A 23,200-nucleotide genomic window follows, 5' to 3' on the forward strand; every position below is an offset into this window, starting at 1 on the left:
TTTAATCCTGCCTCAAATTAGCATTTAATAAAAATATAAAATAGTTTTCAATATCATTAAAAACTTCTTCAAAATCATTTTCCTTAGGATAATCAATTATAGCTACCTTATACATTTTAAATAATCCATATTCATAGTAATATTTTGCAAGTTGACGAGGATCTGTATCAATTAAAACCTTTTCATCTATTAATGTTTTATAAAATAATGTCCAAAATTCAATTGGTTCATCCATAATTTCACATTTAAAGAATTTTTTGATTTTTTCATTTCTAAACATTTCAATAAAGATTAATCTTAATATTTTTTGCATTTTAACTTTCATAAATTGTTTTTTAATATTTTCAGAACCAATATTATAGAGCTTACTTGGATCTTTTTTAAGTAAATAACTGAACTCATCATTTGAGATTTCAGTTTCTTTCATATTACTTATAAAATAATCAAATATATCATCTAAAATAGCTTCTTTATTTGAATAATGATTATAAATTGAACTTTCTTTAATCCCAACATTGGAAGCTATTTTTCTAATTGTAACTTCATTATATCCAAATTCTGAGAATAAATCTAGTGAAATATTGAATATTTTCATCTTTGTAGTAATTTCTTTCATTTTAAACCTTTGACTAACACTTGTTAGTATAACTTATTTACTTCAAAGTATATAAAACTAACAGTTGTTAGTTAAGAAAAATAAAATTGATGAATTCAAGTAAAATTATTAATTAAAGATAAATTTAGTATTTAGAACTAAATAATTAAGTAAAAATAAATTATTTAAGAAAACAATAAATAATAATCTTCAAATGCTCATTAAAAAGCTTATTAAATAATAAAAAATATATTAAAAATTGGTGATAAAATGACTTCAGAAATACTAATAATGACCCCAAGTGCAATAGCATTATCATCAGACAGTGTAGTAACTCTAGAAAATAACAAGACATATCAAGGTGTAAATAAATTATTCATGATATCAAATAATCCACCAATGGGAATGATGATATATAATACATCAGATTTTATAGGAATTCCATTAGAATCATTGATTAGTGATTTTAAAGAAAAAACAGATTTTAACAAAATAAATACAATTAAAAAAATAGAAAAAGAATTTAAAGATTATTTAAGTATAATTCAAAAGCAAAATCCACAAAATACATCTATTGAATATAAGTTAGAGTGTTTTAAAACAGATATGATTAATTTTTTTAAATATGAAACTATTAATTGCGCTTTAAAATCAATTAAAGAAGAAAGTAGTGAAATTCCTAATGATATTTGCTCTTCATTTATTAATGATAATCTTAATGATAAACAGCAGATTATTAAAAATTATATGAAAAAATTATCTAATGAACTTTTTAATAATGAAAATCAATCTAATTTATTCGAAAAGAAATTTTTAATAGATTTCTACCTAACATCAGAAACAGGTATAGTAATAGCAGGTTTTAATGTCGATGAATTAATGCCTTCATATTGTGAACTAAGTTTATTGCATTTATATGATATGAAATTTGAATTTAAAAGAATAAAAACAGTCAAACTAAAACCAAGTGAAGTTGAAATAGTTCCATTTGCACAAAGAGATGAAAAAGATACATTCTTAACTGGACATAATTATCAAACAGATGAAAATATAAAAATTTTTATGAAATCAATGTTAAAAATATTTTCTAAAGCATTAATAAATTCTTTAGAAAAAACAATAAAAAATGATAAATTAACAATTAAAATAAGAGAAACCATAACTGACATTGTAAATAAGGAAACAGTTTCAGAACATATGATAGATACTTATTTTCAACTTGAAAAAGAGAAATCATATAATGAATTAAAGCCATATGTAGGTGCATTACCTATAGAAGAATTAAGTCATTTTTGTGAATCATTAATCCATATAACTTCTCTTAAAAGAAAAGTTCAAGAAGGCTTAGAAACTGTAGGTGGAGATATAGATGTTGCAATTATTACAAAAGAAGATGGTTTTATTTGGACAAAAAAGAAACAATATTTTAATCCTGAAATTAACCACCAATTTTTTAAAAGAAAAAAAAATTTAAATAATATATTTAACAAAAATATAGGTAATAACATGGGACAAGTTAAAACAATTAAACAAATCCAAAGAGAAATTAGTTTTCTTCCAGATAAAACTTATGAAGAACTTTTAGAATCAATTCTTGAAGTAAGAGGTCCAATTCTTGAAAAACTCATTGGGGATATTATAGAAGAACACTTTAAAGACTATGAATATTCAGAAGATTAATATCTTCTTTTCTTATTTTTTTAAATCTCATTCCTTTTAATTAACTTATAAACAAAATCATTTTCTCTAACTTTATTATCCATTAAAATAGCTATATTTTGACCTTTTGAAGCTTTTTCAACTTGTTTTTTATCAATTTCTATAGAATTAATTTTTTGATTAATTGATCCTGTTGTCTCACCTTGAATCATTATCTCATCACCAATTACTAAATCATCCCATATTTTTATCTCAGCTACATTGATTTTAGAATAATAATTAACTACTTTACCTATGTCTTTTTTAACAAACTTAGATTGATTATTTTCACTTGTTTTATATGGTTTAAAAAAGTAAAATCCGGTATCAAAACCTCTATTAAATACAGAAGATAGCTCATCCATCCATTTAGGATTATAGCTATAGTTTTCAGGATTTTTTAAATAACTATCAATAGCTTTTCTATACATTTTAGTTGCAGTAGCTGAATAATCAGGTGCACGTGACCTTCCTTCAATTTTAAAAGCATCTACTTTAGAATCAATCAATTCTGGAATGTGTTCAATCATTGCCATATCTTGTGGTGAGAAGAAATTAGTTCTATAACTATCATCAAAGGACTCAGAAATAATAAACTCTTCATTAGTAATATTTGAAGTATTTTTAACTAGATCTTCAGAGTTTTCCTCAAATTTCAAAGTCCACATTTTACGGCATGGTTGTAGACAATCTCCACAATTTGCACTTCTATTATATAATCCATAGCTCAAAAAACATCTACCTGATATAGCCATACACATTGCACCATGAATAAAAATCTCTGTTTCAATTGGAGATTTACTAGCTATTTCTTTAATTTCATTTAATGATAATTCCCTAGATAAAATAGCTCTTTTTGCACCAAGTTTTTTTAATGATTTAAGTGTTAATGAGTTTGATACATTCTCTTGTACACTAATATGAGCTTCCATGCCGTGGGATACTACATCTTCAATTAAACCAATATCAGCTAATATGATTCCATTTATATCAGATGATGCAATTTCAGGTAGTAATTTTAAAAAAGTTTTAACATCTTCTTCTTTCATAATCACATTAGAACATAGATATACTTTAGATGAATATTCACGAGCTATTGAAGTGACTTTTTTTAAATCAAAAATAGAAAAATTATTTGCATTAGCCCTCATATTAAAATCATTTAGGCCAATGTATGTAGAATCTGCACCATTTTCTAAAACAGCTCTTAGTGAAATAAAATTTCCTGATGGAGCAAGTAATTCTACCATTTAAATCAATTAAAATTTGTAATATGTTTCAGGATCAAGGTTATCTGGAATTTCTGTTGGATATTCCTCATTAATACAACCTAAACATAGATCATTTTTATCTATACCAATAGATTTAATCAGTGCATCTTCTGAGATATAATGAAGAGAATTAACTCCTAATTTTTCTTTAATCTCTTCAGTAGTATTATTAGCAGCTATTAATTCATTTTTAGATGCCATAGCTACACCATAATAACATGGAGCGATAACTGGTGGACAAGCGACTAAAAAATGAATTTCTTTAGGACCTGCTTCTTTTACAACTTGAATTAATGATTCTGATGTTGTACCTCTTACAATACTATCATCTATTAAAACAATCCTTTTATCTTTTAAGACTTCTTTCATTGGATTAATTTTAAGTTTAACTGCAAGTTCTCTTTCTTCTTGAGTAGGCATAATAAATGTTCGCCCTACATACCTATTTTTAATTAATCCTTCACCATATGGAATACCAGATGCTCTTGAATAACCAATAGCCGCAGGAATAGATGAATCTGGAACAGGTACAACTAAATCAGCATCGATTGGAAATTCATCAAATAAAGCTTTACCCATATTTACTCTTGTTTGGTATACATTTTTACCATCAATTGTACTATCAGGTCTTGCAAAATAAACATATTCAAACATACAATGAGATTTTTTAGTGTTATTAGCTGAATCTAACATTACACTATTAATTTTATCATCTTTAAAGAAGATTATTTCACCAGGTTCAACATCTCTTATGAATTTTGCATTTATTACATCAAATGCAACTGTTTCTGATGCAACAATATATTCATCATCTTTTTGAGCAATAGCTAATGGTTTCATTCCAGCAGGATCCCTTACAACATATAAATCTCCATTAATTAAAATAACTAAAGAATATGAACCCATTAAAACATCTGTTACTGATTTTAAAGATTCAATAATATCTCTATTTTTATTAAATTCTTTTTTAAGTAATGTACAGACAACTTCAGAATCTGCACTTTCAGCATCAGATTTAAACTCACAACCTTCATTAATTAATTGTTCTCTTATTAAATGAGCATTAATAATATCTCCATTATGAGCAACAGCTATAAAACCATTATTAAAACTAGTAACAAAAGGTTGGCAGTTTTCAAGTTTAGATTCACCTGTAGTGGAATATCTTACATGACCTATTCCAACACTACCATCAAGTTTATTTATTTCATAATTTTTAAAAACATCAGTAATTAAACCCATACCACAATAATAATTTATGCCTTTTAATTGATTATGAGTTGCAATTCCTGCTGATTCTTGACCTCTATGCTGTAAAGCATATAAACAATAATAAATTTTTGAAGAAATATCATTAGACTTATCTTTTGAATGAATTCCTACAATACCGCATTTATCTTTCAATTTTTAAGCTCCATTTTAAAAATATAATACTTTTTTAATAAGCATTAATTAAATATTAAGTTTCAAATTATTAATAAATTTACCCTTCAAATATATAAAAAAAATTAAATTATTTCATTTCCAAAAATTACCAAATGTTTCAGGAATATCATAGCTATCATTATCTTGAGATTCATCATCTGTTTCAATTATATTAGAACTATTAGATCCTAATTCATTTTTAAGTTCATCTTCAGAATCTTCTAAAAATATCAAAGCTGTTTTTACAATTTTTAACCAATCAATAGCTATTTCTTTTGATTTTGCTCCAATAAAACCTTGACCTACAATAATATCTTCTGGTTTAAATTTATTTGTAGCTATAACAATTTTTTCATTATCAATTGTCTCTCCATCAAAAAGTTCCATTGATAAATCATCTAAATTATAAATTTCTAAAATATATTTATTTCTTATATCATTAAATCTAGATTTAAAATTTGAAAATTCAGATTTTATCTCATCTAAATCAGAATGAAGTTTAGAAATTTGACCTGTTAAATCTATATTGTCTGATTTAAATTTATGATTTTCTTGTAAGAGTTTCTCATTTTCACTTAAAAGATCATTATTTTTAATACTTACATCTTCAAGACTCTTTTTAATTGAATCAATTTTTAAATTATTTAATGAAAATGATAATCCTACTTTTATAATAGAATTTTTTATTTCACTTTCTATAATTTCTAAATTATTAAAATCAATATTTTCAAAATTTAAAATCTCAACATTATTAAAATCATTATTTAATTCATTAAAAAGTAAAGTATAATTATTATTATAACCATATGATCCAATCAATATAATATCTGCACCATTTGCAGCATTTTTAACAATTTCAATATTATATGTTGGAATAATAGAAGAAATAATAATATTATATTTTTCTTCATAATCAAAATGAGTAATAGATTTAGCTATTGTCTCTGCAATTTCTAAATTTTCAACAATTATCCTAAGATCTATTTTTTTATCAGGATTTTCATCCATGTTAATCACGATTAATTTTTTTATGCCAATTCCATGCAGATTCAACTATAGTATCAAGATCATATTCTGTTTGCCAATTTAAAGTATCATTGATCTTTTTAAAATCAGCTATTAATGTATCAGGATCTCCATCACGTCTTGGAGCAATTTCAACATTAAAATCAACATTTGTAATACGTTTACATGTATCAATAACTTCTTTAACAGAAAAACCATTACCATTACCTAAATTAAAGATATTGGATTCTTTATTTTTAAGTAAATATTCATAAGATTTTATATGTGCATCTGCTAAATCATTTACATGTATATAATCTCTAATACATGTTCCATCTGGAGTATTATAATCATCTCCATAAATAGAGATACTATTTCTTTTACCAATAGCTGCATCTAAAATTAATGGAATTAAATGAGTTTCAGGTTCATGTAACTCCCCAATTTCTAAATCAAAATCAGCACCTGCAGCATTAAAATATCTTAAAGAAACATAGTTAAAATTTTCTTTAGCTTTTTCACGCTCTAATGCCTGCTCAACAATAAATTTAGATTGACCATAAGGATTAATTGGTTTTAATTCGTGGTTTTCAGAAATTGGTGTCTTCTTAGGATTACCATAAACCGCTGCAGTTGATGAGAAGATAAAATTTTCTATTGAAAACTCTCTCATAACTTTTAAAAGATTTAAGGTGTTTTTATAATTATTTTTTAAATACATTGCTGGATGTTCGACTGATTCTGCAACTGAAGAGAAGGCAGCAAAATGAATAACTCCTTCAATATCATATAAATTAAAGAGGTTTTTTAAATCATCATAGCTACCAATATCACCATTAACAAATTCTCCCCATTTAACAAAGCTTTCATAACCTTTAGCTAGATTATCTAATACAACTGTATCATAACCTGCTTTATTTAAAGCTTTATTAGTGTGAGAACCTATATAGCCGGCTCCACCAGTTACCAATATCATCTAATTAACACCTTAAATTAATTTTCCAAGTTTAAGTAATGCTTTAGGAGATACTTTAACTAAATTTTTAACAATTTCAGTTGTAGATAATTCTTCAAAGCTGACATTTTGGAAAGCATGAGCTACTTCATCTAATTCTTTATCAGATAAAGATTGTGCATAATCTTTAACTTTTAAATATTTATCAATATCTTTACCAATTTCTTTTTGAACAATTGTTTCATATTCTTTTAAAGATTTTTTAGAACAATCACCAGATTTAACAGCTTGAGCAGCTACCTTACCAGCATGCATTCCACCATTCATACCACTAATAATTCCTCCACCAGTTAATGGATTTACTTGACCTGCTGCATCTCCACAAACTAAGATATTATCTCCATAAATTTCTTTAACAATTCCACCTACAGGATCTCCACCAACATTAAGCTCAACTGCTTGAGCATTTTGAGTAGCAGGACAATTAGCTACAAATTCTTCTAAGTGTTCATAAGCTGTTTTATCTGTTTCTGGAGCAATTACAGCTAAACCAACATTAGCTATATCATCACCTTTAGGGAAAATCCATGCATAACCACCAGGTGCACATGAACCAAAATAAAATTCAATGATGTTTTCTCTTTCAAATTCTACTCCACACATTTCAAACTGAATACCTGATTCCATATCTTTTGCTTTAGTGGAAGCTTTAAGTCCAGCCCAACGAGCAACATGAGATTCTGGTCCATCAGCAGCGATGATAATTTTAGCTTTAATATCAAATAATTTACCCATGCTTTCACATGTAACAATAAAACCATCATCAGTTTTTTTAACATCTTTAGCTAATGTTTTGATTTTAATTTCTGCACCTTCACGTGCTGCATCCATAGCCATAAATTTATCAAAAACTTTTCTTTCAAGGCAATATCCTGCTTCTGGAAGATCAATTTCTTCTTTTGTAAGCCATACATCAGTTCCATCAGGTGAAACTAATCTACAACCATCAATTTCTTTTGCAACAAATCTAGGATCTGGTGTAATACCAAGGTTTTCTAATCCATTATTTGAAACTCCTTCAGCACATCTTTTAGGAGATCCAATTTCAGACTTTTTATCCATTAAAATAACTTTTGCTCCACCCATAGCTGCATGTTTTGCAGCTGTAGAACCAGCAGGTCCTGCTCCAATAACTAAAATATCTGTTTCTATCATGATTTATTCCTTCTCTAATGCCTTTAAAGGACAAGCTTTTAAGCAAATTTCACAACTAGCACATTCTTCGCCATTAATAACCAAAGAATATTCTTTTACTTCAATTAAATTTTTTGGGCAAACACCAGCACATTCGCCACAATATGAACACCAATCTTTAACTATCATATTATCTCCTTAATTAAACAATAATAATATAAAGAAATTTGTTTTTATATTATTTAAAACTATGTAAAAAACTAGTTAAAAGTTCCTAGTTAATTGTTTAAGTAAAATTTATTTTTAAAAAAATAAGAAAATTAAAAAAAATTATTTTATAAGAAGTACTGGAATTTCAGAACTTTTTAAGACTCTCTCAACAACACTTCCTAAAATGTTTTCTGATTTAGATCCATCACTTCCATGAGAGCTAATAACAACCAAATCAGCATTAGATTTACGAATAACTGTTCTCATATCTCTTAAAGGATCTCCAGTAATAAGATGTTCTATTACATCAATATTTTTCTCTTTAGCTTTTAAAGTCACATTAGCTAATATTTCATTACCTTTGTCTTCTTCATCAAAATATGAGTTTATAGAATTATCACTTAAAATATGTACAGCTATTATTTTAGAATAGAATTTAGAAGCCATTTCAATAGCTACTTCAATAGCTTTATCATTATATTCTGATCCATCAACAGGAACCATAATATTTTCAAACATATTAATCCTCAATTAAATAATCTGCTTTACAAAATTCTATAAAGTTATTTACGATTTCTTCAGTTTCACCATCTTCTATTATTACTCCATCATCCATGAAGATGCATCTATTACTTAATTCTTTTATAAATTCAGTATTATGTGAAACCATCACTGTTGTAATTTCATATTCAGAAGAAATAGTTTTTAAAGAATTAGTAACAGTTCTTAATGTTATTGGATCTAAATCTCCAAATGGTTCATCTAAAAGTAAAATATTTGGATTAGAAACTAAAATTAATGCAAGCATTACACGAACTTTTTGTCCGCCTGATAGCTCATATGATTTACGATTTAAAATCTCCATTGGTAAATTTAACTTTTCAAAAATATCTTTAACTGCTTCTTTTGTAGCTGATTCTGGAAACTTAGGGAAAAGTTCATCAAGTATATCTGGCATTAAACCAATTTGTTCCAAGCGAGCTCTTGCTTCACTTTCTGGTAAATCAATAAGTAAATATAATGAATCAAGTAATTCATCTTTTAGACCAATTTCTTCTGCTTTTTTACGTGCATTTTTAACTATATCTTGATTTTTATAACCTAATTTAACAGATAATTGATCAAGTACTGTTGCATAGTGAGATAGTGCAAATTCTTGATGCATGAAACCTAATTTTGATCTGATTTTCATCCTATTAATCCCAGGTAAATCAATACCTATCCATTCATCATTAAGTTTATAGGTAATTTCACCACTATCTGGATAATCTAGACCTGCCATTAAACGAAGTAAAACAGTTTTACCTGCACCACTAGGACCTATTAAAGATAAAATATTTTCTTTTTTAACTTTAAAATTAATATCTTCAATTTGTAAAACTTCTCCCCCAGTTAAAAGGAAAAATCTTTTATTAACATCTTTAATATCAATTAAATCTTTATCTGTAGCTATATTTTCAATATCAACAATATCATCCATTTCAGATAAAAATTCATCAGTAATTTCATTAGCATTTCCTTCTTTAGTAATTTCACCATCTTCCATTAGTAAAACTCTATCTGCTAAATATCTGTGAACTTCAGGTAAATGTGATACAATAACAACAGTAATATTAAGTTCTTTATTAATCTTTTTTACTGCATTTAAAATTTCTTGTTTTGTTTTTGGACATGCCATTGTTGCAGGTTCATCAAGAAGTAGAACTTTTGGTTTTTTAGCAAGTTGTCTTGCCATAATAAGTCTTTGTTTTTCTCCTCCACTTAATACAGGAGCATAATGGTCAGATTTATCTGTTAATGATACAAGTTCTAAAATCTTATCAACTTCAGATCCAAACATACTTTCTGCTTCATCAAAATCAGTCATAGCTTCATCATTATACATTGTACCATAGAGTTTTCTTAAAATGTTTTCACGAACTGTCTCTGGCCAAAGACCAAATGATCTTTGAAGATGAATAGCTGTTTTCTTTTTTAACATATTATAATAAAGTTGAGTTGAATCTCCTTTTACAGAAATATCATCAATAGTAATCGTACCACTATCAATTTGTTCAACTCCTCTTAAAACTCTAAGTAATGTAGATTTACCAGAACCACTTTTACCAATGATTCCTAAAATTTCTCCTCCTTTTACTTCAAGATTAATATCTTTAATAGCTTGAATTTCATTACCATCATCTAATGTATAAGATTTATAAACATTCTCTAATTTTATCATTAAAAAAACCTACTACTTTACTTAAATTTATTATATGTATTTTCTTATTAAAAAACTTTAAATCCATGAAAAATCTTTTTCTTTTGCACCTATTTCAAAGTGATATTTAACTATTCCAAGATCAATTTTATTATAAAATCCAAAAGAAGTACTTATTTTAACTTTATCATCATCAATTAAATTTAATTTGAATTTTTGTTGATTTGTAGCTGTAGGTGCAAGTTGTGCAGCTATTAAACCTTCTTTAAACCATGAAGGCATTTCACCTTTAAAATCAGTTAATTCACTAATAGCTTTTGATTTACGAGGATTTCCATGAGTAACACCATAACCAATAGCTATTACAATTACAAGTTTTTCTTTATCTTTAATTTCTGCATTAACATTACTTTTACTATATGTTAATGCTACCCAACAACTATCAAGTCCTAATTGTGTTGCTTTTAAAACAATCTTCTGACCATAATATCCTGATAGCTCATCTAAATTTTTAGTTTTACGTCCTACAATAGCTATATAATTATTAACATTTTTAAACATTCCAAATTTTGCAAAAAGACCATTATTAAATGCATCTTTTTCATTTAAACAAAGTTGAATATTTAATCCACTTTCTCTGTTACACTCATCAATTATATTTAAAAGGTCTTCTTTAACATTACCTTCAATTTTTTTATCAGTATATTCTCTTACGGAATGTCTATTTTTTATAGCTTCATCTAAATTCATAAAAATAACCTTTTAATCTTTAATTAATTTTTTAATTTCTTCATTTATTGTAAGTGGATCTCTATTAGCATCAATTATATTCCAATTATATATTACATTTAAAGATTTATTTCGAGCTTTTACGAGTGCCTTTTTATTTTCAAACATTTCTTCAGCTTCATCTCTTGTAGACAGTCTTTTTAAAGATTCATCAGGTGAAACATCTAAGAAGAACATATAATTAGATACAGGTAATGCAATTGACACAATTTTATAAATTATAAGATTAATTATATTAGGTAAATACACAACAGCTAGTGTATATCTTGAGAAGATTAAAATATCTATATCATCTTTTTTAAAATATTTTTTTACTGATGATATTACATCTAATCCATAAAAAACAGTAGCTTTTAAGTGATTAATTTTTCCTGTTTTAAGTAAAGCTTCTTTAGATTTACGACCATAATTTGTATCAATTGATGGATGAGACCTTAAAACAACATTATATCCTTTATTTTTATAATCTTCATAAATTAATTGAGCTTGAGTATCTTTTCCTGCTCCATCTAACCCATCAATTACAATAAACTTCATAATACCACAGTAGCTAAATAATACAAACAAGAACAAATTAAAGGTACAATTAAATTATCTAATCCCTTAGAACTTAAAGCTTCTGAAATTGTTGCAATTAAACTAATTACTAAAATAATAGCTATATTAAATGCACCAATTGGATAATTTAAAAATGAGTAGAAAATCCAAATTAAAGAACTTGTTAAAATAGTTATAATTAACATTCCTAAAGATCCTTCAAGTGATTTAATATCTTTTGTTAGGCTGAACTTATGTTTACCATATTTTTCACCTATTAAAGATGCAAAACCATCTCCATAAACCATTGGAGCCATAGCTAATGCAACAATCCATAAATTATGGCCAAAAACAAATATTAAAAGTGTCCAAACACCAGCATAATAAACAAGACCTAAACCATGCCCAGCATTAGAAACTGCATTATTAATTTTAATTGGAGAATAATCTGAAATTAAAAAAGCTCCTATTGTAATAGGTAATGTTAGATAATATACCATTATAGTTGGATCTGTAAAAAAAGGCATGATAAAAATCATGTTTCCAACCATAATATGAATAAATTTACGACTAATATTGTCTTTACTATTTAATACCTTCTCAGAGATTATAAAAATTAAAATAACATAAAAATATACAAATCCTAATAATAAAATATCAATAGATTCCATTTTTTCACTTTAAATATTTGGGTAAAATTCCATATATTTTGAATCTCTCTCTAAAGGTACCCTATTTAAATCTTGAATTATATCACACAAATTATCAATAGATGTGTCAACTCCATCTGGTGCACCAGAAGCTTCAGATAATTCATCTCCACCTAAAGTTCCCCCAAGATCATTAGCACCTGCTGTTAAAGAAATTTGTGCAAATCTAAAACCCATTTTTACCCATGAAACTTGAATATTAGGGATTAAATCCCTTAACATTAATCTAGATACTGCATATAGCTTTAAATCCTCTGTACCAGTTGCTCCCAAATTTTTACGCCCAGCATTATAAATTGGAGAGTTTTCATACATAAAAGTCATTGGAATAAACTCTGTAAAACCATTAGTTTCTTTTTGAATATTTCTTAAAATATCTAAATGTTCTATTCTTTCTGATAAATCTTCTACATGACCATACATCATTGTAGCAGAACTTGGAATTCCGTTTTTATGAGCAGTTTTAATAATATCAATCCACATAGCTACATCTACTTTTGAAGGACAAATTAAATTTCTAGATCTATCAGTTAAAATCTCAGCAGCTGTTCCAGGTAATGTATCTAAACCTGCTTTTTTTAATACTTTAAAAGATTCATCAATCCCCATTTCAGAATTAGCTGCTGCATCATAAATCATTGTTGGTGAAAATCCATGAATTGAAACTTTTGGAAATTCATCTTTTAATAGCTTAAGTAAACCTTCATAATATTCAATATCAGCATTTTCTAAGACACCACCCATTAAACAAAACTCACGAGCACCATTTGAAACTGCAGTTGAAGCTTTATTTAAAATCTCTTCATCATTTAAAATATAAGCATCACTATCATCTTTATTTCTTGCAAAAGCACAAAAACCACATTTAACTGTACAGACATTTGTAAAATTAATATTACAATTATTAATAAATGTAACATCATCACCAACAATGTCTTGTCTTAAGCAATCAGCTGTAGCTACTAATGCAAACAAATCAGTTCCTTGAACATTAATTAAATGATTTGCTTCTTCTTTAGAAATAGTTTCATCTATAGATTTTTCTAAAATTTTTTGAGTTTTATCTGAAATAGCTAATTTATCAAACATAATCTATCACTGAATGAATATAATTATTTTAATATTATCGGTTAAACTATTTAAATATTTAAATTTTATTTAATTAATCGCAAAATAGCTATTAAATTTTAAAAACCTTTAAAAAATATTAGAAATAAATAATTAAAGTGACTAAAAATTATGTTTTTTAGTTTATATAAAGGAGGTATTCAATGAAAATATTGAAAATATTTTTAATTTTTTTAGTTTTAATTTTTTCATTAAATTTCGTATCGGCAGAAGGTAATTTTACTGATTTAGAAGGAGTTATAGAAAATGAACTTTCTAATGAACTTGTTTTAAATCAAGATTATACTTTTAATGAAGAGACTGATGAAAATTTAACAAATGGAATCGTAATTAGTAGAGATAACTTTATTATTAATGGTAATGGTAGTACTATTGATGCTAATCATCAATCAAAGATTTTTAACATTACAGGAAATAATGTTACACTTAAAAACATTATTTTAATTAATGCTATGGCTATTGAAGGAAATGTAGATGGTGCAGCAATACATAATACTGGAAATTTTACTATAATAAATGCTACTATTAGTAATAGTAAAGCAATAACTGGAGCTGCAATCTATTCTATGAATGGAACTTTTACAATTACAGATACAACATTTACTGATAATTTTGGTGAAGTTGGTGGTGCAGCTATTTATATGGAAAATTCCGAAGGTATTATTACTAATTCTGTCTTTTCTGATGGAATAGCTTATGGTGGAAGTGGAGCTGCAATTATAAACCAATATTCATCATTAAGATTAGTTAATTGTAATTTTACAAATAATCGAGCAAATGATTATGGTGCAGGAATAAATAATAGAAATGCTAGTTTAACTGTTGTTAATTGTATATTCACTGAAAATGAGGCTGATTTTGGTGGAGGTGCTATTGCTAATTTTGAAGGTGGAAACATAACTATTAATGATTCTTTATTTGAATATAATAAACAAGTTATTGATCAAAGAGAAAAAGGTGGAGCAGCTATTGCTAATTATGAAGGTAATATAGGAATATTCTTTTCTAATTTCACATATAATGAAGCATCTGTTGGTGCAGCTATTTTTAATGACATAGGTATTATTACAGCTCAAAATTGTACTTTTATAAATAATACTGCAGAACATATAGCTAATGACATATATAATAATGATATAGCTTATTTAATCAATAATAGAATTAATACAACTAATAATGTTCCTTTAGTTTATAATGATGTTAATGGAACTTTATCTTTAGAAAAAAATTATATGTATTTAAATAATCTTCAAAAAATCTACAATGATGGAATGATTATTACTGAAGTTTGGATAGTTATTTATAGTAATACCACTTACAATGGAACATATGGTAAAGATACTAAATTATTTGCTACTATATCTGATGATTTTGGTAATGTTGTTGTTGGAGGAAATATAACCTTATCTAATCCTATTTTAGGAAATTTTATACTTAGTAATGATAATATCAATAATGAACAATACGAAATTTTCTTTAAACCAAATGCTACAGGAATATTCCACTTTAATGCAACTGAATATGAAGGAACAAATAACTTATCTTCAAGACCAGGAACATTAATTGTTCCAAAAAATAACATCACTTTAAATCTCACATATGATGATATGTTCTCTGATAAAAATCAAAGCATTATTGTAAATGTTAATCCTGGAGCTTCAGGTAATGTTACTTATATCCACAATAATCAAATCATAAGTATTCCTGTTCAAAATGGAACTGTAATTTTTAAAAATTTAAATTTAAGTGGTGGAAATCATAACATAACTATTTTCTATACTGGAGATGATAATTATAATAATTTCACACAAGATTTAACAGTTTTAGTTAGAAGTTATGTTAATTTAACCGCTAGTGATATTTTCATGTTTTATAAAGATGGTACTCAATATATAGCTATATTAAAAAATATTAATGGAACTGCTCTTGTAGGTCAGCTTATTTTTATTACTATTAATGGTGTAACATATAATAGAACTACTGATAGTGAAGGAAAAGTTCGTTTAACTATAAATTTAGATCCTAAAGTTTATAATGTCACTACATATTATGATGGAAATGAAATTTACTCAAATGCATCTGTTAACACTTTTATTGATGTTGAATCCACATTAACTGGTGAAGATATTACTAAATTATATAGAAATGATACTCAATACTATGTAAACCTCACAGATAAAAATGGTACTGCACTTAAAAATGTTAATGTAACATTCAACATTAATGGTGCAATATATTATCGTGAAACTAATGAAAACGGTACTGCAAGATTAAACATTAACTTAGACCCAGGTCAATACATAATTACTGCAACTTATGATGATTTAAGCATTAGTAATAATATCAAAGTTATATCTTTAATTAATGGTTCAGACATTACCAAAATGTTCCAAAATGGTACCCAATATTATGCTACACTTGTCAATACAAATGGTACTCCATTAGCTAATCGTAATGTTACTATGAATATTAATGGTGTAATGTATACACGTCAAACTAATGAAAATGGTACAGTTAGATTAAACATTAACTTAGATCAAGGCGAATATATTATTACTGTAAATCATCCTGATTATAATTTAGGATATAGTAATAAAATCACTGTATTACCTATTCTTATTGGTAATGATACTAACATGACAACTGATTCACGTAAAGCATATGAAGTTAAAGCTTTAAATGCAACTGGTGCACCTGTACCTGGAGTTAATGTTACTATAAATATTAACGGCGTATTATATAATCGAACTACTGATATTTATGGAGTAGCTAAATTAAATATTAATTTAGATCCAGGTAGCTATATTGCAACAGCAACTTGGAAAGAATTTTCAACTTCAAATATTGTTAGTGTTGTACTTGCTTAGGAATTATTAAAATTCCTAATTTTTTCTTTTTTTAAACTTTTAAAATTAATAAAATGTAAATATAATCATAAAATTTCTTTAATTTATAAAATAATTTAATAAAATACTATTTCAAAATTTTTTTATTAATGTTTATATAATTTTTTTTAATCTAAATATTTTTCAATAAAAAATAATTCCATATCTAATTATTAAAATAAATCATAATTTATTTAAAACATTAAAACAAATGTAGTAGCTAGGATATATAAAATTCATTTAAAGAGATGCGATTTCACATAAAATATTTTGTAAATATTATATTATTATGAAAAGAAACAGTGTTATTTTAATAAAATATACTAATAATTTCATATTATATATTCTATTGTTTTAAAAATTTTATTTAAGGGAGTGAATAATATTAATAAAAAAATAGTATTTATGGCGTTAACATTTATTATGTTAATGGGTATGACTTCCGTATCTTCAACAGATTATATAGTTAGCTCTGGAGATGATCTTCAAAGCACAATAGATTCTGCAGAAGAAGGAAGTACAATTATTATAAATAGTTCTGGTTCTAGTTTTAAAGTTGATGAAATAACTATTAATAAATCTATTAATATAAAAGGTATAAATGATACAGCTAAAAGTTGGATTCGTGCAAATGATTTAGATATTTCAACTGGTTTTATTATTACAGCAGATAATGTAAATATTTCAAACATTCTGTTGTATAGATTTAATAATTCTATAATGAGCAATGGTTCAAATTTAATATTAAATAATTTTCAAGTAGAAGGTTCTATTTCAGCAGATATTTCTGGAACAAATGTTATAATCCAAGATAGTTCTTTTGCTGCAGATATAATAAATTTAAACTTAAATAATAGTAAGGTTATAGATGTACTTCTTACTGATGGTCAACGATCAGAAAACATTACAATTATTGGGGAAAATTTATTTATTGATTCTTACACTATTTTAACTAAAAATTTGAATTTAAAAGGAAGAAATTTAACTTTAAAAGATGGATATATTCAATCACAATATACAAATTTTGATGTTGATGAATTAGAAATTAATAAAACATATTTTTATACAGATTATAATATAAATATTTATGGAAATAATTCATTAATTGAAGGTTCTATATTTTTCATGAGTGCAATGGGTCTTATTAATTTGTATGGAAATAATATAACCATGAATTATAATGGCATTTTAATTCGTCAAGCAGCAGGAGTTAAAAATTTAATAAATTTCGGTGATAACAATAATGTTAATATGAATTGGTGGGGTAAAAATAATCCTAATGATGCTGTTTTAGATAATAGTGCTTCAAAAAATATTAATTTTACAAATTGGTATATGTGGACAGCAACTGTTATTGATGAAAATAATTCTTATAAAATGAATATATCATTTAAACCAAGTTCAGAAGACATTCAAAATGAAAATTATAAATTTAATAATTTGTTTGAAGGTTTTTCATTGAACATTGAATATGCTATGGTGCCAGATAATTATAGTGATAAATATCATGATTTTTATGGTGATAATACTTTAAATAAAACAAGCATTACCATCGGAAACTTTACTGATTATTATATTACTAATTATCTTAATTTAACAGAAGGATATTTAAACTTTTTAGGATATATGGTAGTAAGAGATGGTAAAATTGTTGGATTTGTTTTAAATGAAACTTTCCAAAGAAACTTTTTAAATGAAACTCTTCCAAAAATTGGTACTAGTGCAATTAATAATAATACAGGAGATAGAACTGGTATTTCTGATGGAATTATTACTATTGTTGATACTGTTAATTATTGGAATTTAAATACTAGTCAAATTTATGTAATAAATGGATTTTTAATGTATCAAAATGGTAGCCATGTAATCTATAATGGCCATAAAGTTAATGATACATATAGATTCACACCAATTTTTAAAAATGGTACTGTTCAATTAACCTTTGTTTTTGATGCAACTGATTTTGGTAATGTGTCTGTTGTTGTTTTTGAATATTTATATTATGATAACAATACTCATGTTGCAAATCACACCGACATTAATGATCCTAATCAAACAGTGACTTTAAAAGAGCCTCCTAAACCTGACATCCCATCAATTGGTACAAGTGCTTCCAATAATGCTACTGGTAATAAGACCATTGTTTCTGATGGAATTATTACTATTGTAGATAATGTTGTTTATTGGAATTTAGTTGCTGGTGAAAATTATACTGTTACAGGAGTTTTAATGAATAAAACCAGTGGAAAACCTATTTTAATTAATGGTAAAAATGTTACAAGTTCTAAAACTTTTACTGTTAAAACAGTTAATGGTAGTGTTTTAATTTATTTCACTTTTGATGCTACTGATTTAGGTAATATTTCTGTTGTTGTTTTTGAAGAATTATTTGATATTAATGGCACTTTAATTGCTGAACATAAAGATATTAATGATACTAATCAAACAGTAACTTTTGAAGAACCTCCTAAACCTGACATCCCATCTATTGGCACTAGTGCAAAAGATAAAATTACAGGAGATAAAACTATTGTAGCAAAAGGTATAGTTACAATTGTTGATACAGTAACATACACTAACTTAATTGTTGGAAAAGTCTATACAGTTAGTGGTATTTTAATGGATAAATCAACTGGTAAAGCTTTACTTATTAATGGTAAGACAATTATAGCAAATAAAACTTTTACAGCTACCTCTGCTAATGGAACTATTGATTTAGAATTTACTTTTGATGCTAGTTCTTTACAAGGAAAAATTATTGTTGTTTTTGAGAAATTATATCAAAATGGTACTGAAATTGCTGTTCATGAAGATATAAATGATAAAGAACAAACAATAGAATTTTTAGTTGATGACCCTGATGAACCAGAGATTCCTGAAATTCCAAATGAACCTGTAGAAGATATAGATGAATTAAATGAAAAACTTGCTGAAACTGAAATGAAAAGCACAGGAAATCCAATATTGTTGCTTATTTTGGTTTTATTAAGTATTGTAAGCATTCGCCGAACTAAAAAATAACTCTTTTAATTAAGAGTTATTCTTATTTTTTTTAAAATTATTTTTCATACCAAAAAAGATAAATAAATTAATAAAATTAATATAGCTATTTTTACATAAATATTACTTAATTATGAAAAAAATTAATTTTATAGAAGAAAATTCTAATAAAAATAAAGCTATAATATTTCTTCATCCTAAAAATATAGCTAATTGGATTTTTGATAAACAATTTAATCAATTTAATGATTATAATCTTATTTTTATAGATTTACCTAACCACGGAGATAGTTTTAATCTGTCAAATTTTTCAATTTCTGAAGTAACTGATCTTCTAAAAGATTTTATTATAAAATTAAATAAAGAAGAAGTGAATCTAATTGGCATTGATTTAGGTGGTCAAATTTCACTTGATATACTTTCTAAATATCCTGAACTAATAAATAAAGTAATTATTAGTGGAGTTGAATTAATAGATGAAAAAGATAAAGTTTCCTATGATAAATCTATTGTTAATGTTTTAGATGAAACCAAAGCTATTTTAGATAGTAAAGATGATAACTTTCTCATAAGAGCATATCTTAGATATTTTGGAATAGGTAAAGAGTATATCAAAGATATATCTAATACTTTTAAAAATCAAGATTATGAAAACCTTAAAAAAATTAGCTATGAATCTTTAAACTATTCAATTGATTCTAATCCTAAAGATCCAAATAAAGATCTTTTAGTTTGTTTTGGATCATATGATACTATTTGGTGTAAATCATCTGTTTATGAAATTAAAAAAGTATTTAAAAATGCTAAAATTTTAAAAATAGAAAAAGCTACAAATTTATGGAATGTTAGGCATTTTAAAGAATTTAATCAACTAATTAATAATTATTTAAAGTCTCAGAATACATTTTCATTAGAAAACTAGCTAGTGAAACAATATCTTGACGATTATGTTCAATAATAGGAATTATAGGCCCTATATTATTTGTTTTTAAATATGTATCATAATAATCTGGAATTTCAGAACCTGGAACATCATCTATACGTTTAATATCAAAAATTTCTTCTTCAATAGTAGTTAATCTGCAATTAGGCAATTGATTTTTCCATAAATTTCTTGCAAAATAAATTAAATCAAAATGACATTGGTTTAAGTCTTTACTTATATTATAATAATTAGATCTATTTTTTATAAAAGGTATATCAAAACTAGCTCCATTAAAAGTTACATGAATTGAATCATCATTTATATGAGCTAAATAAGAATCAATTACAGCTTTTTCTTGTGTTTTATTTTCTAAAAAGTATTGACTAGTTGTAATAGTATTACCTTCAATTTCAGCTACACCAATTAAAATAATTGGGCAATTTGAAAGACCTAATGTTTCTATATCCATGAATTTAAATTTTTCTGAATCAACTATTGATGTAGATTTAATTATATTATCTTTGCATTCTTTAGAATATTTATTACATTGTAGTAGGTTGTAAATATCTAAAAATGATTTATTCTCTAAAGTATCTAAAACTTCTTTTGCTGATTTAGAATATTTTTCATGAGAAGTTAAATCTTCAATTGTATTAAATCCTTTTTCTTTTAATGAAATTTCTTTATTTGGACCAATACGTGGAATTAATTTTAAATTATGATTTAAATTATCTTTAAAATTGCAATTTTCTAAATTAAAATCAATTTTTTCCTTACTTATAATTTTTAAAGTTTCACCATAATCTGTATCAATTTTAGATAATCCCTTAATATCTTCTAATGATTGATCTTGATGTTTTTCAATTAAAGATTCTTTTAGTTGTTTAAAATAAGCATATGAACCATCACCCACATAAGTACTTGAACCAAGTGAATTTGATAGTTGGCTTTCTAAAAATTCATTTAATTTATTGTTTTTCATGTTTAACCTTTATTATAATTAAAAATCTATTGATTAAGATATCGTAATATTAATATAAAAAATTATTGGTAGCTTGTGAAAAGTATGATAAGTGCAATTATTAAAAAGCACAAATGCACATTTACACACAATAAAAAAATATAAATACTGGGATTCATAAAATAAGAATTGACTATGTTACATAGTTGTTCTAAAAATAACTAAAATTTCATATTTTATTTTAAGGGAAATATTATATGGAATTTTTTTGTTGGATGATAAAATTGTTCTTAATTAATTTTAAGAACATATTCAACATTTAATTACTTTTTTTTCAAATCAATTTACTAATTTAATTTAAACAAGCTTTATTAATGATTGTTATTAATATATGATTGTGTAAGATTCTATGAAATTATTTCAAAATATTAAAAATAGAAAATTTTAAGAACAAATATGTTTTCATAGTTGTTACTAAAAAGGGGAGGATTGATATTATGCGCGACATAATCCCTTTAATTGCATACATAATATTAACAATATCTTACATAATTAACTTATTAAGTTAAATATAAGGAAGATAGTTTTATATTTTATCTATTTTAAAAATATTTACATCTAAAATAGTTAAGAATTTTACATTCTTCCTCCCCAACATTATTATTTTTATTTTTTATAATATAATAATTTAATCATCATTACATGAATTATTAAAACATTTAAAGAATTTTATAAAATAATATATGAAGGTATTTATAAAATAAAAAATATGAAAAACTTAAAAAAATACACTTATGAAGATGATTTATTAGGTAATATTACTTTAATTTTTTCAAATGAAACAGGATTAATTGAAGAAATCATCGTTTCATCAAATAATGATTCTAATCAAATAGCTATTGATAGATATGGAAATCTTGAAGAAGAAAAGCCTGAAAGATTCCTTAAAAAATTACAAGATTATTTAAAAGGAAATCTTTTTAAGTTTTCATTAGATGATTTAAATATGGATAAATTTAGTGATTTTCATAAATCTGTTTTAATTGAAGAATTTAATAGCGAATATGGTTCTACTAATTCTTATAGTGAACTTGCTTCTAAAATTAATAATCCTAAAGCATCAAGAGCTGTTGGAACTGCTTTAGGTAAAAACCCATATCCTATAGTTATTCCATGTCACAGAACTTTAAAACGTGATGGAAGTATTGGTAATTATACTGGTGGTGTTGAAATTAAAAAGAAATTATTAGATTTAGAAAAAAATAATAAAAAATAAATATATATTAAATAAATCAAATAATATTATTAATTAAGAGTGATTTTATGAAATTTAGATTAGCTATTTTATATGGAATTTTAACATGGATTTGTATTTATATATTATCTTTTATATTATCTCCTTTCCATATTGATGGTGTTCCATACATTAATATTTTAGCTCCAATTTCAATTATTATTGTAACTACAATATTTGGAATATTATATATTCGTGAAATTAACACAAACGAAGTTAAAGAAGGTTTTTATTTTGGAATAATGTTATTTGTTTGTGATTTAATATTAGATAATGTTTTTATAAGTTTTTTTGGAAAAACAATAAATATTGATAATTCACCAATTCACATTATAAGTATGTTAATTATATTTCCATTAATCACTACATTACTTGGTTATTTAGCTCAAATGAAAGTTGAATTAAATTAGGTGTTAAA

20 protein-coding genes are annotated in these 23,200 nt (G+C 25.1%); 6 read left to right on the plus strand and 14 right to left on the minus strand.

What is annotated here, in order from left to right:
• Position 1: 1 nt before the first annotated feature.
• Complete coding sequence (locus tag ACA134_RS05060; protein WP_409199337.1) at positions 2 to 616, minus strand: TetR/AcrR family transcriptional regulator; 615 nt, start codon at positions 614 to 616, stop codon at positions 2 to 4.
• A 249-nt stretch (positions 617 to 865) separates the two neighbouring features.
• Between ACA134_RS05060 and ACA134_RS05065 the strand changes: the two genes are divergently transcribed.
• Positions 866 to 2,275, plus strand: coding sequence for a hypothetical protein (locus tag ACA134_RS05065; protein ID WP_409199338.1), 1,410 nt, complete (start codon positions 866 to 868; stop codon positions 2,273 to 2,275).
• A gap of 20 nt (positions 2,276 to 2,295) precedes the next feature.
• On the opposite strand, the gene ACA134_RS05070 is transcribed toward ACA134_RS05065, so the two are convergent.
• From ACA134_RS05070 to cofH, 12 genes are all read right to left on the minus strand, one after another.
• Complete coding sequence (locus ACA134_RS05070; RefSeq protein WP_409199339.1) at positions 2,296 to 3,543, minus strand: peptidase U32 family protein; 1,248 nt, start codon at positions 3,541 to 3,543, stop codon at positions 2,296 to 2,298.
• Positions 3,544 to 3,552: 9 nt separating this feature from the next.
• Positions 3,553 to 4,968, minus strand: coding sequence for an amidophosphoribosyltransferase (gene purF / locus ACA134_RS05075; RefSeq protein ID WP_409199340.1), 1,416 nt, complete (start codon positions 4,966 to 4,968; stop codon positions 3,553 to 3,555).
• A gap of 114 nt (positions 4,969 to 5,082) precedes the next feature.
• Positions 5,083 to 5,997 (minus strand): hypothetical protein, encoded by a 915-nt coding sequence (locus ACA134_RS05080; RefSeq protein ID WP_409199341.1) that lies wholly within the window; start codon positions 5,995 to 5,997, stop codon positions 5,083 to 5,085.
• 1 nt (position 5,998) lies between these two features.
• Complete coding sequence (gene galE, locus ACA134_RS05085) at positions 5,999 to 6,970, minus strand: UDP-glucose 4-epimerase GalE (RefSeq protein ID WP_409199342.1); 972 nt, start codon at positions 6,968 to 6,970, stop codon at positions 5,999 to 6,001.
• A gap of 12 nt (positions 6,971 to 6,982) precedes the next feature.
• Positions 6,983 to 8,164 (minus strand): NAD(P)/FAD-dependent oxidoreductase, encoded by a 1,182-nt coding sequence (locus tag ACA134_RS05090; protein ID WP_409199343.1) that lies wholly within the window; start codon positions 8,162 to 8,164, stop codon positions 6,983 to 6,985.
• Between the two features lie 3 nt (positions 8,165 to 8,167).
• Positions 8,168 to 8,332 carry a 4Fe-4S binding protein gene (locus ACA134_RS05095; RefSeq protein ID WP_409199344.1) on the minus strand — a complete coding sequence of 55 codons (165 nt, stop codon included), beginning with the start codon at positions 8,330 to 8,332 and terminating at the stop codon, positions 8,168 to 8,170.
• A 141-nt stretch (positions 8,333 to 8,473) separates the two neighbouring features.
• A complete protein-coding gene (locus ACA134_RS05100) occupies positions 8,474 to 8,872 on the minus strand; it encodes a universal stress protein (RefSeq protein WP_409199345.1) in 399 nt (132 codons plus the stop codon).
• Position 8,873: 1 nt separating this feature from the next.
• Positions 8,874 to 10,574, minus strand: coding sequence for an ATP-binding cassette domain-containing protein (locus tag ACA134_RS05105; RefSeq protein WP_409199346.1), 1,701 nt, complete (start codon positions 10,572 to 10,574; stop codon positions 8,874 to 8,876).
• Between the two features lie 57 nt (positions 10,575 to 10,631).
• Complete coding sequence (locus ACA134_RS05110; protein ID WP_409199347.1) at positions 10,632 to 11,303, minus strand: nitroreductase family protein; 672 nt, start codon at positions 11,301 to 11,303, stop codon at positions 10,632 to 10,634.
• 12 nt (positions 11,304 to 11,315) lie between these two features.
• Positions 11,316 to 11,879, minus strand: a complete 564-nt coding sequence (locus ACA134_RS05115) for a thymidylate kinase (RefSeq protein WP_409199348.1) — start codon at positions 11,877 to 11,879, stop codon at positions 11,316 to 11,318.
• Positions 11,876 to 12,550, minus strand: a complete 675-nt coding sequence (locus ACA134_RS05120; protein ID WP_409199349.1) for a diacylglycerol/polyprenol kinase family protein — start codon at positions 12,548 to 12,550, stop codon at positions 11,876 to 11,878. Before ACA134_RS05120 ends, ACA134_RS05115 begins: the two co-directional genes overlap by 4 nt.
• Positions 12,551 to 12,559: 9 nt before the next feature.
• Entirely contained in the window at positions 12,560 to 13,678 is a 1,119-nt protein-coding gene (gene cofH / locus ACA134_RS05125) for a 5-amino-6-(D-ribitylamino)uracil--L-tyrosine 4-hydroxyphenyl transferase CofH (RefSeq protein ID WP_409199350.1), read from the minus strand.
• A gap of 182 nt (positions 13,679 to 13,860) precedes the next feature.
• Here cofH and ACA134_RS05130 point away from each other — a divergent pair, with 182 nt between their 5' ends.
• The 3 genes from ACA134_RS05130 to ACA134_RS05140 all read left to right on the plus strand — a co-directional run bounded on the left by ACA134_RS05130 (position 13,861) and on the right by ACA134_RS05140 (position 20,524).
• Positions 13,861 to 16,584: a beta strand repeat-containing protein gene (locus tag ACA134_RS05130; RefSeq protein ID WP_409199351.1), complete on the plus strand. Its 2,724-nt coding sequence runs from the start codon at positions 13,861 to 13,863 to the stop codon at positions 16,582 to 16,584.
• A 423-nt stretch (positions 16,585 to 17,007) separates the two neighbouring features.
• Positions 17,008 to 19,623, plus strand: coding sequence for a VaFE repeat-containing surface-anchored protein (locus ACA134_RS05135; RefSeq protein WP_409199352.1), 2,616 nt, complete (start codon positions 17,008 to 17,010; stop codon positions 19,621 to 19,623).
• A gap of 112 nt (positions 19,624 to 19,735) precedes the next feature.
• Positions 19,736 to 20,524: an alpha/beta fold hydrolase gene (locus tag ACA134_RS05140; RefSeq protein WP_409199353.1), complete on the plus strand. Its 789-nt coding sequence runs from the start codon at positions 19,736 to 19,738 to the stop codon at positions 20,522 to 20,524.
• Here the strand turns inward: ACA134_RS05140 and ACA134_RS05145 are convergent.
• Positions 20,478 to 21,509 carry a ribonuclease H-like domain-containing protein gene (locus ACA134_RS05145; RefSeq protein WP_409199354.1) on the minus strand — a complete coding sequence of 344 codons (1,032 nt, stop codon included), beginning with the start codon at positions 21,507 to 21,509 and terminating at the stop codon, positions 20,478 to 20,480. The two genes, ACA134_RS05140 and ACA134_RS05145, sit on opposite strands and share 47 nt — an antisense overlap.
• Before the next feature lie 748 nt (positions 21,510 to 22,257).
• On the opposite strand from ACA134_RS05145, the gene ACA134_RS05150 reads away from it, so the two are divergent.
• Both ACA134_RS05150 and ACA134_RS05155 read left to right on the plus strand, forming a co-directional pair.
• Positions 22,258 to 22,764 (plus strand): methylated-DNA--[protein]-cysteine S-methyltransferase, encoded by a 507-nt coding sequence (locus tag ACA134_RS05150; protein ID WP_409199355.1) that lies wholly within the window; start codon positions 22,258 to 22,260, stop codon positions 22,762 to 22,764.
• 47 nt (positions 22,765 to 22,811) lie between these two features.
• Positions 22,812 to 23,192 (plus strand): hypothetical protein, encoded by a 381-nt coding sequence (locus ACA134_RS05155; protein ID WP_409199356.1) that lies wholly within the window; start codon positions 22,812 to 22,814, stop codon positions 23,190 to 23,192.
• The last annotated feature ends 8 nt before the right edge of the window (positions 23,193 to 23,200 follow it).

The organism is Methanobrevibacter sp. DSM 116169 (genome assembly GCF_046197865.1).
Taxonomy (GTDB): domain Archaea; phylum Methanobacteriota; class Methanobacteria; order Methanobacteriales; family Methanobacteriaceae; genus JAHKLT01.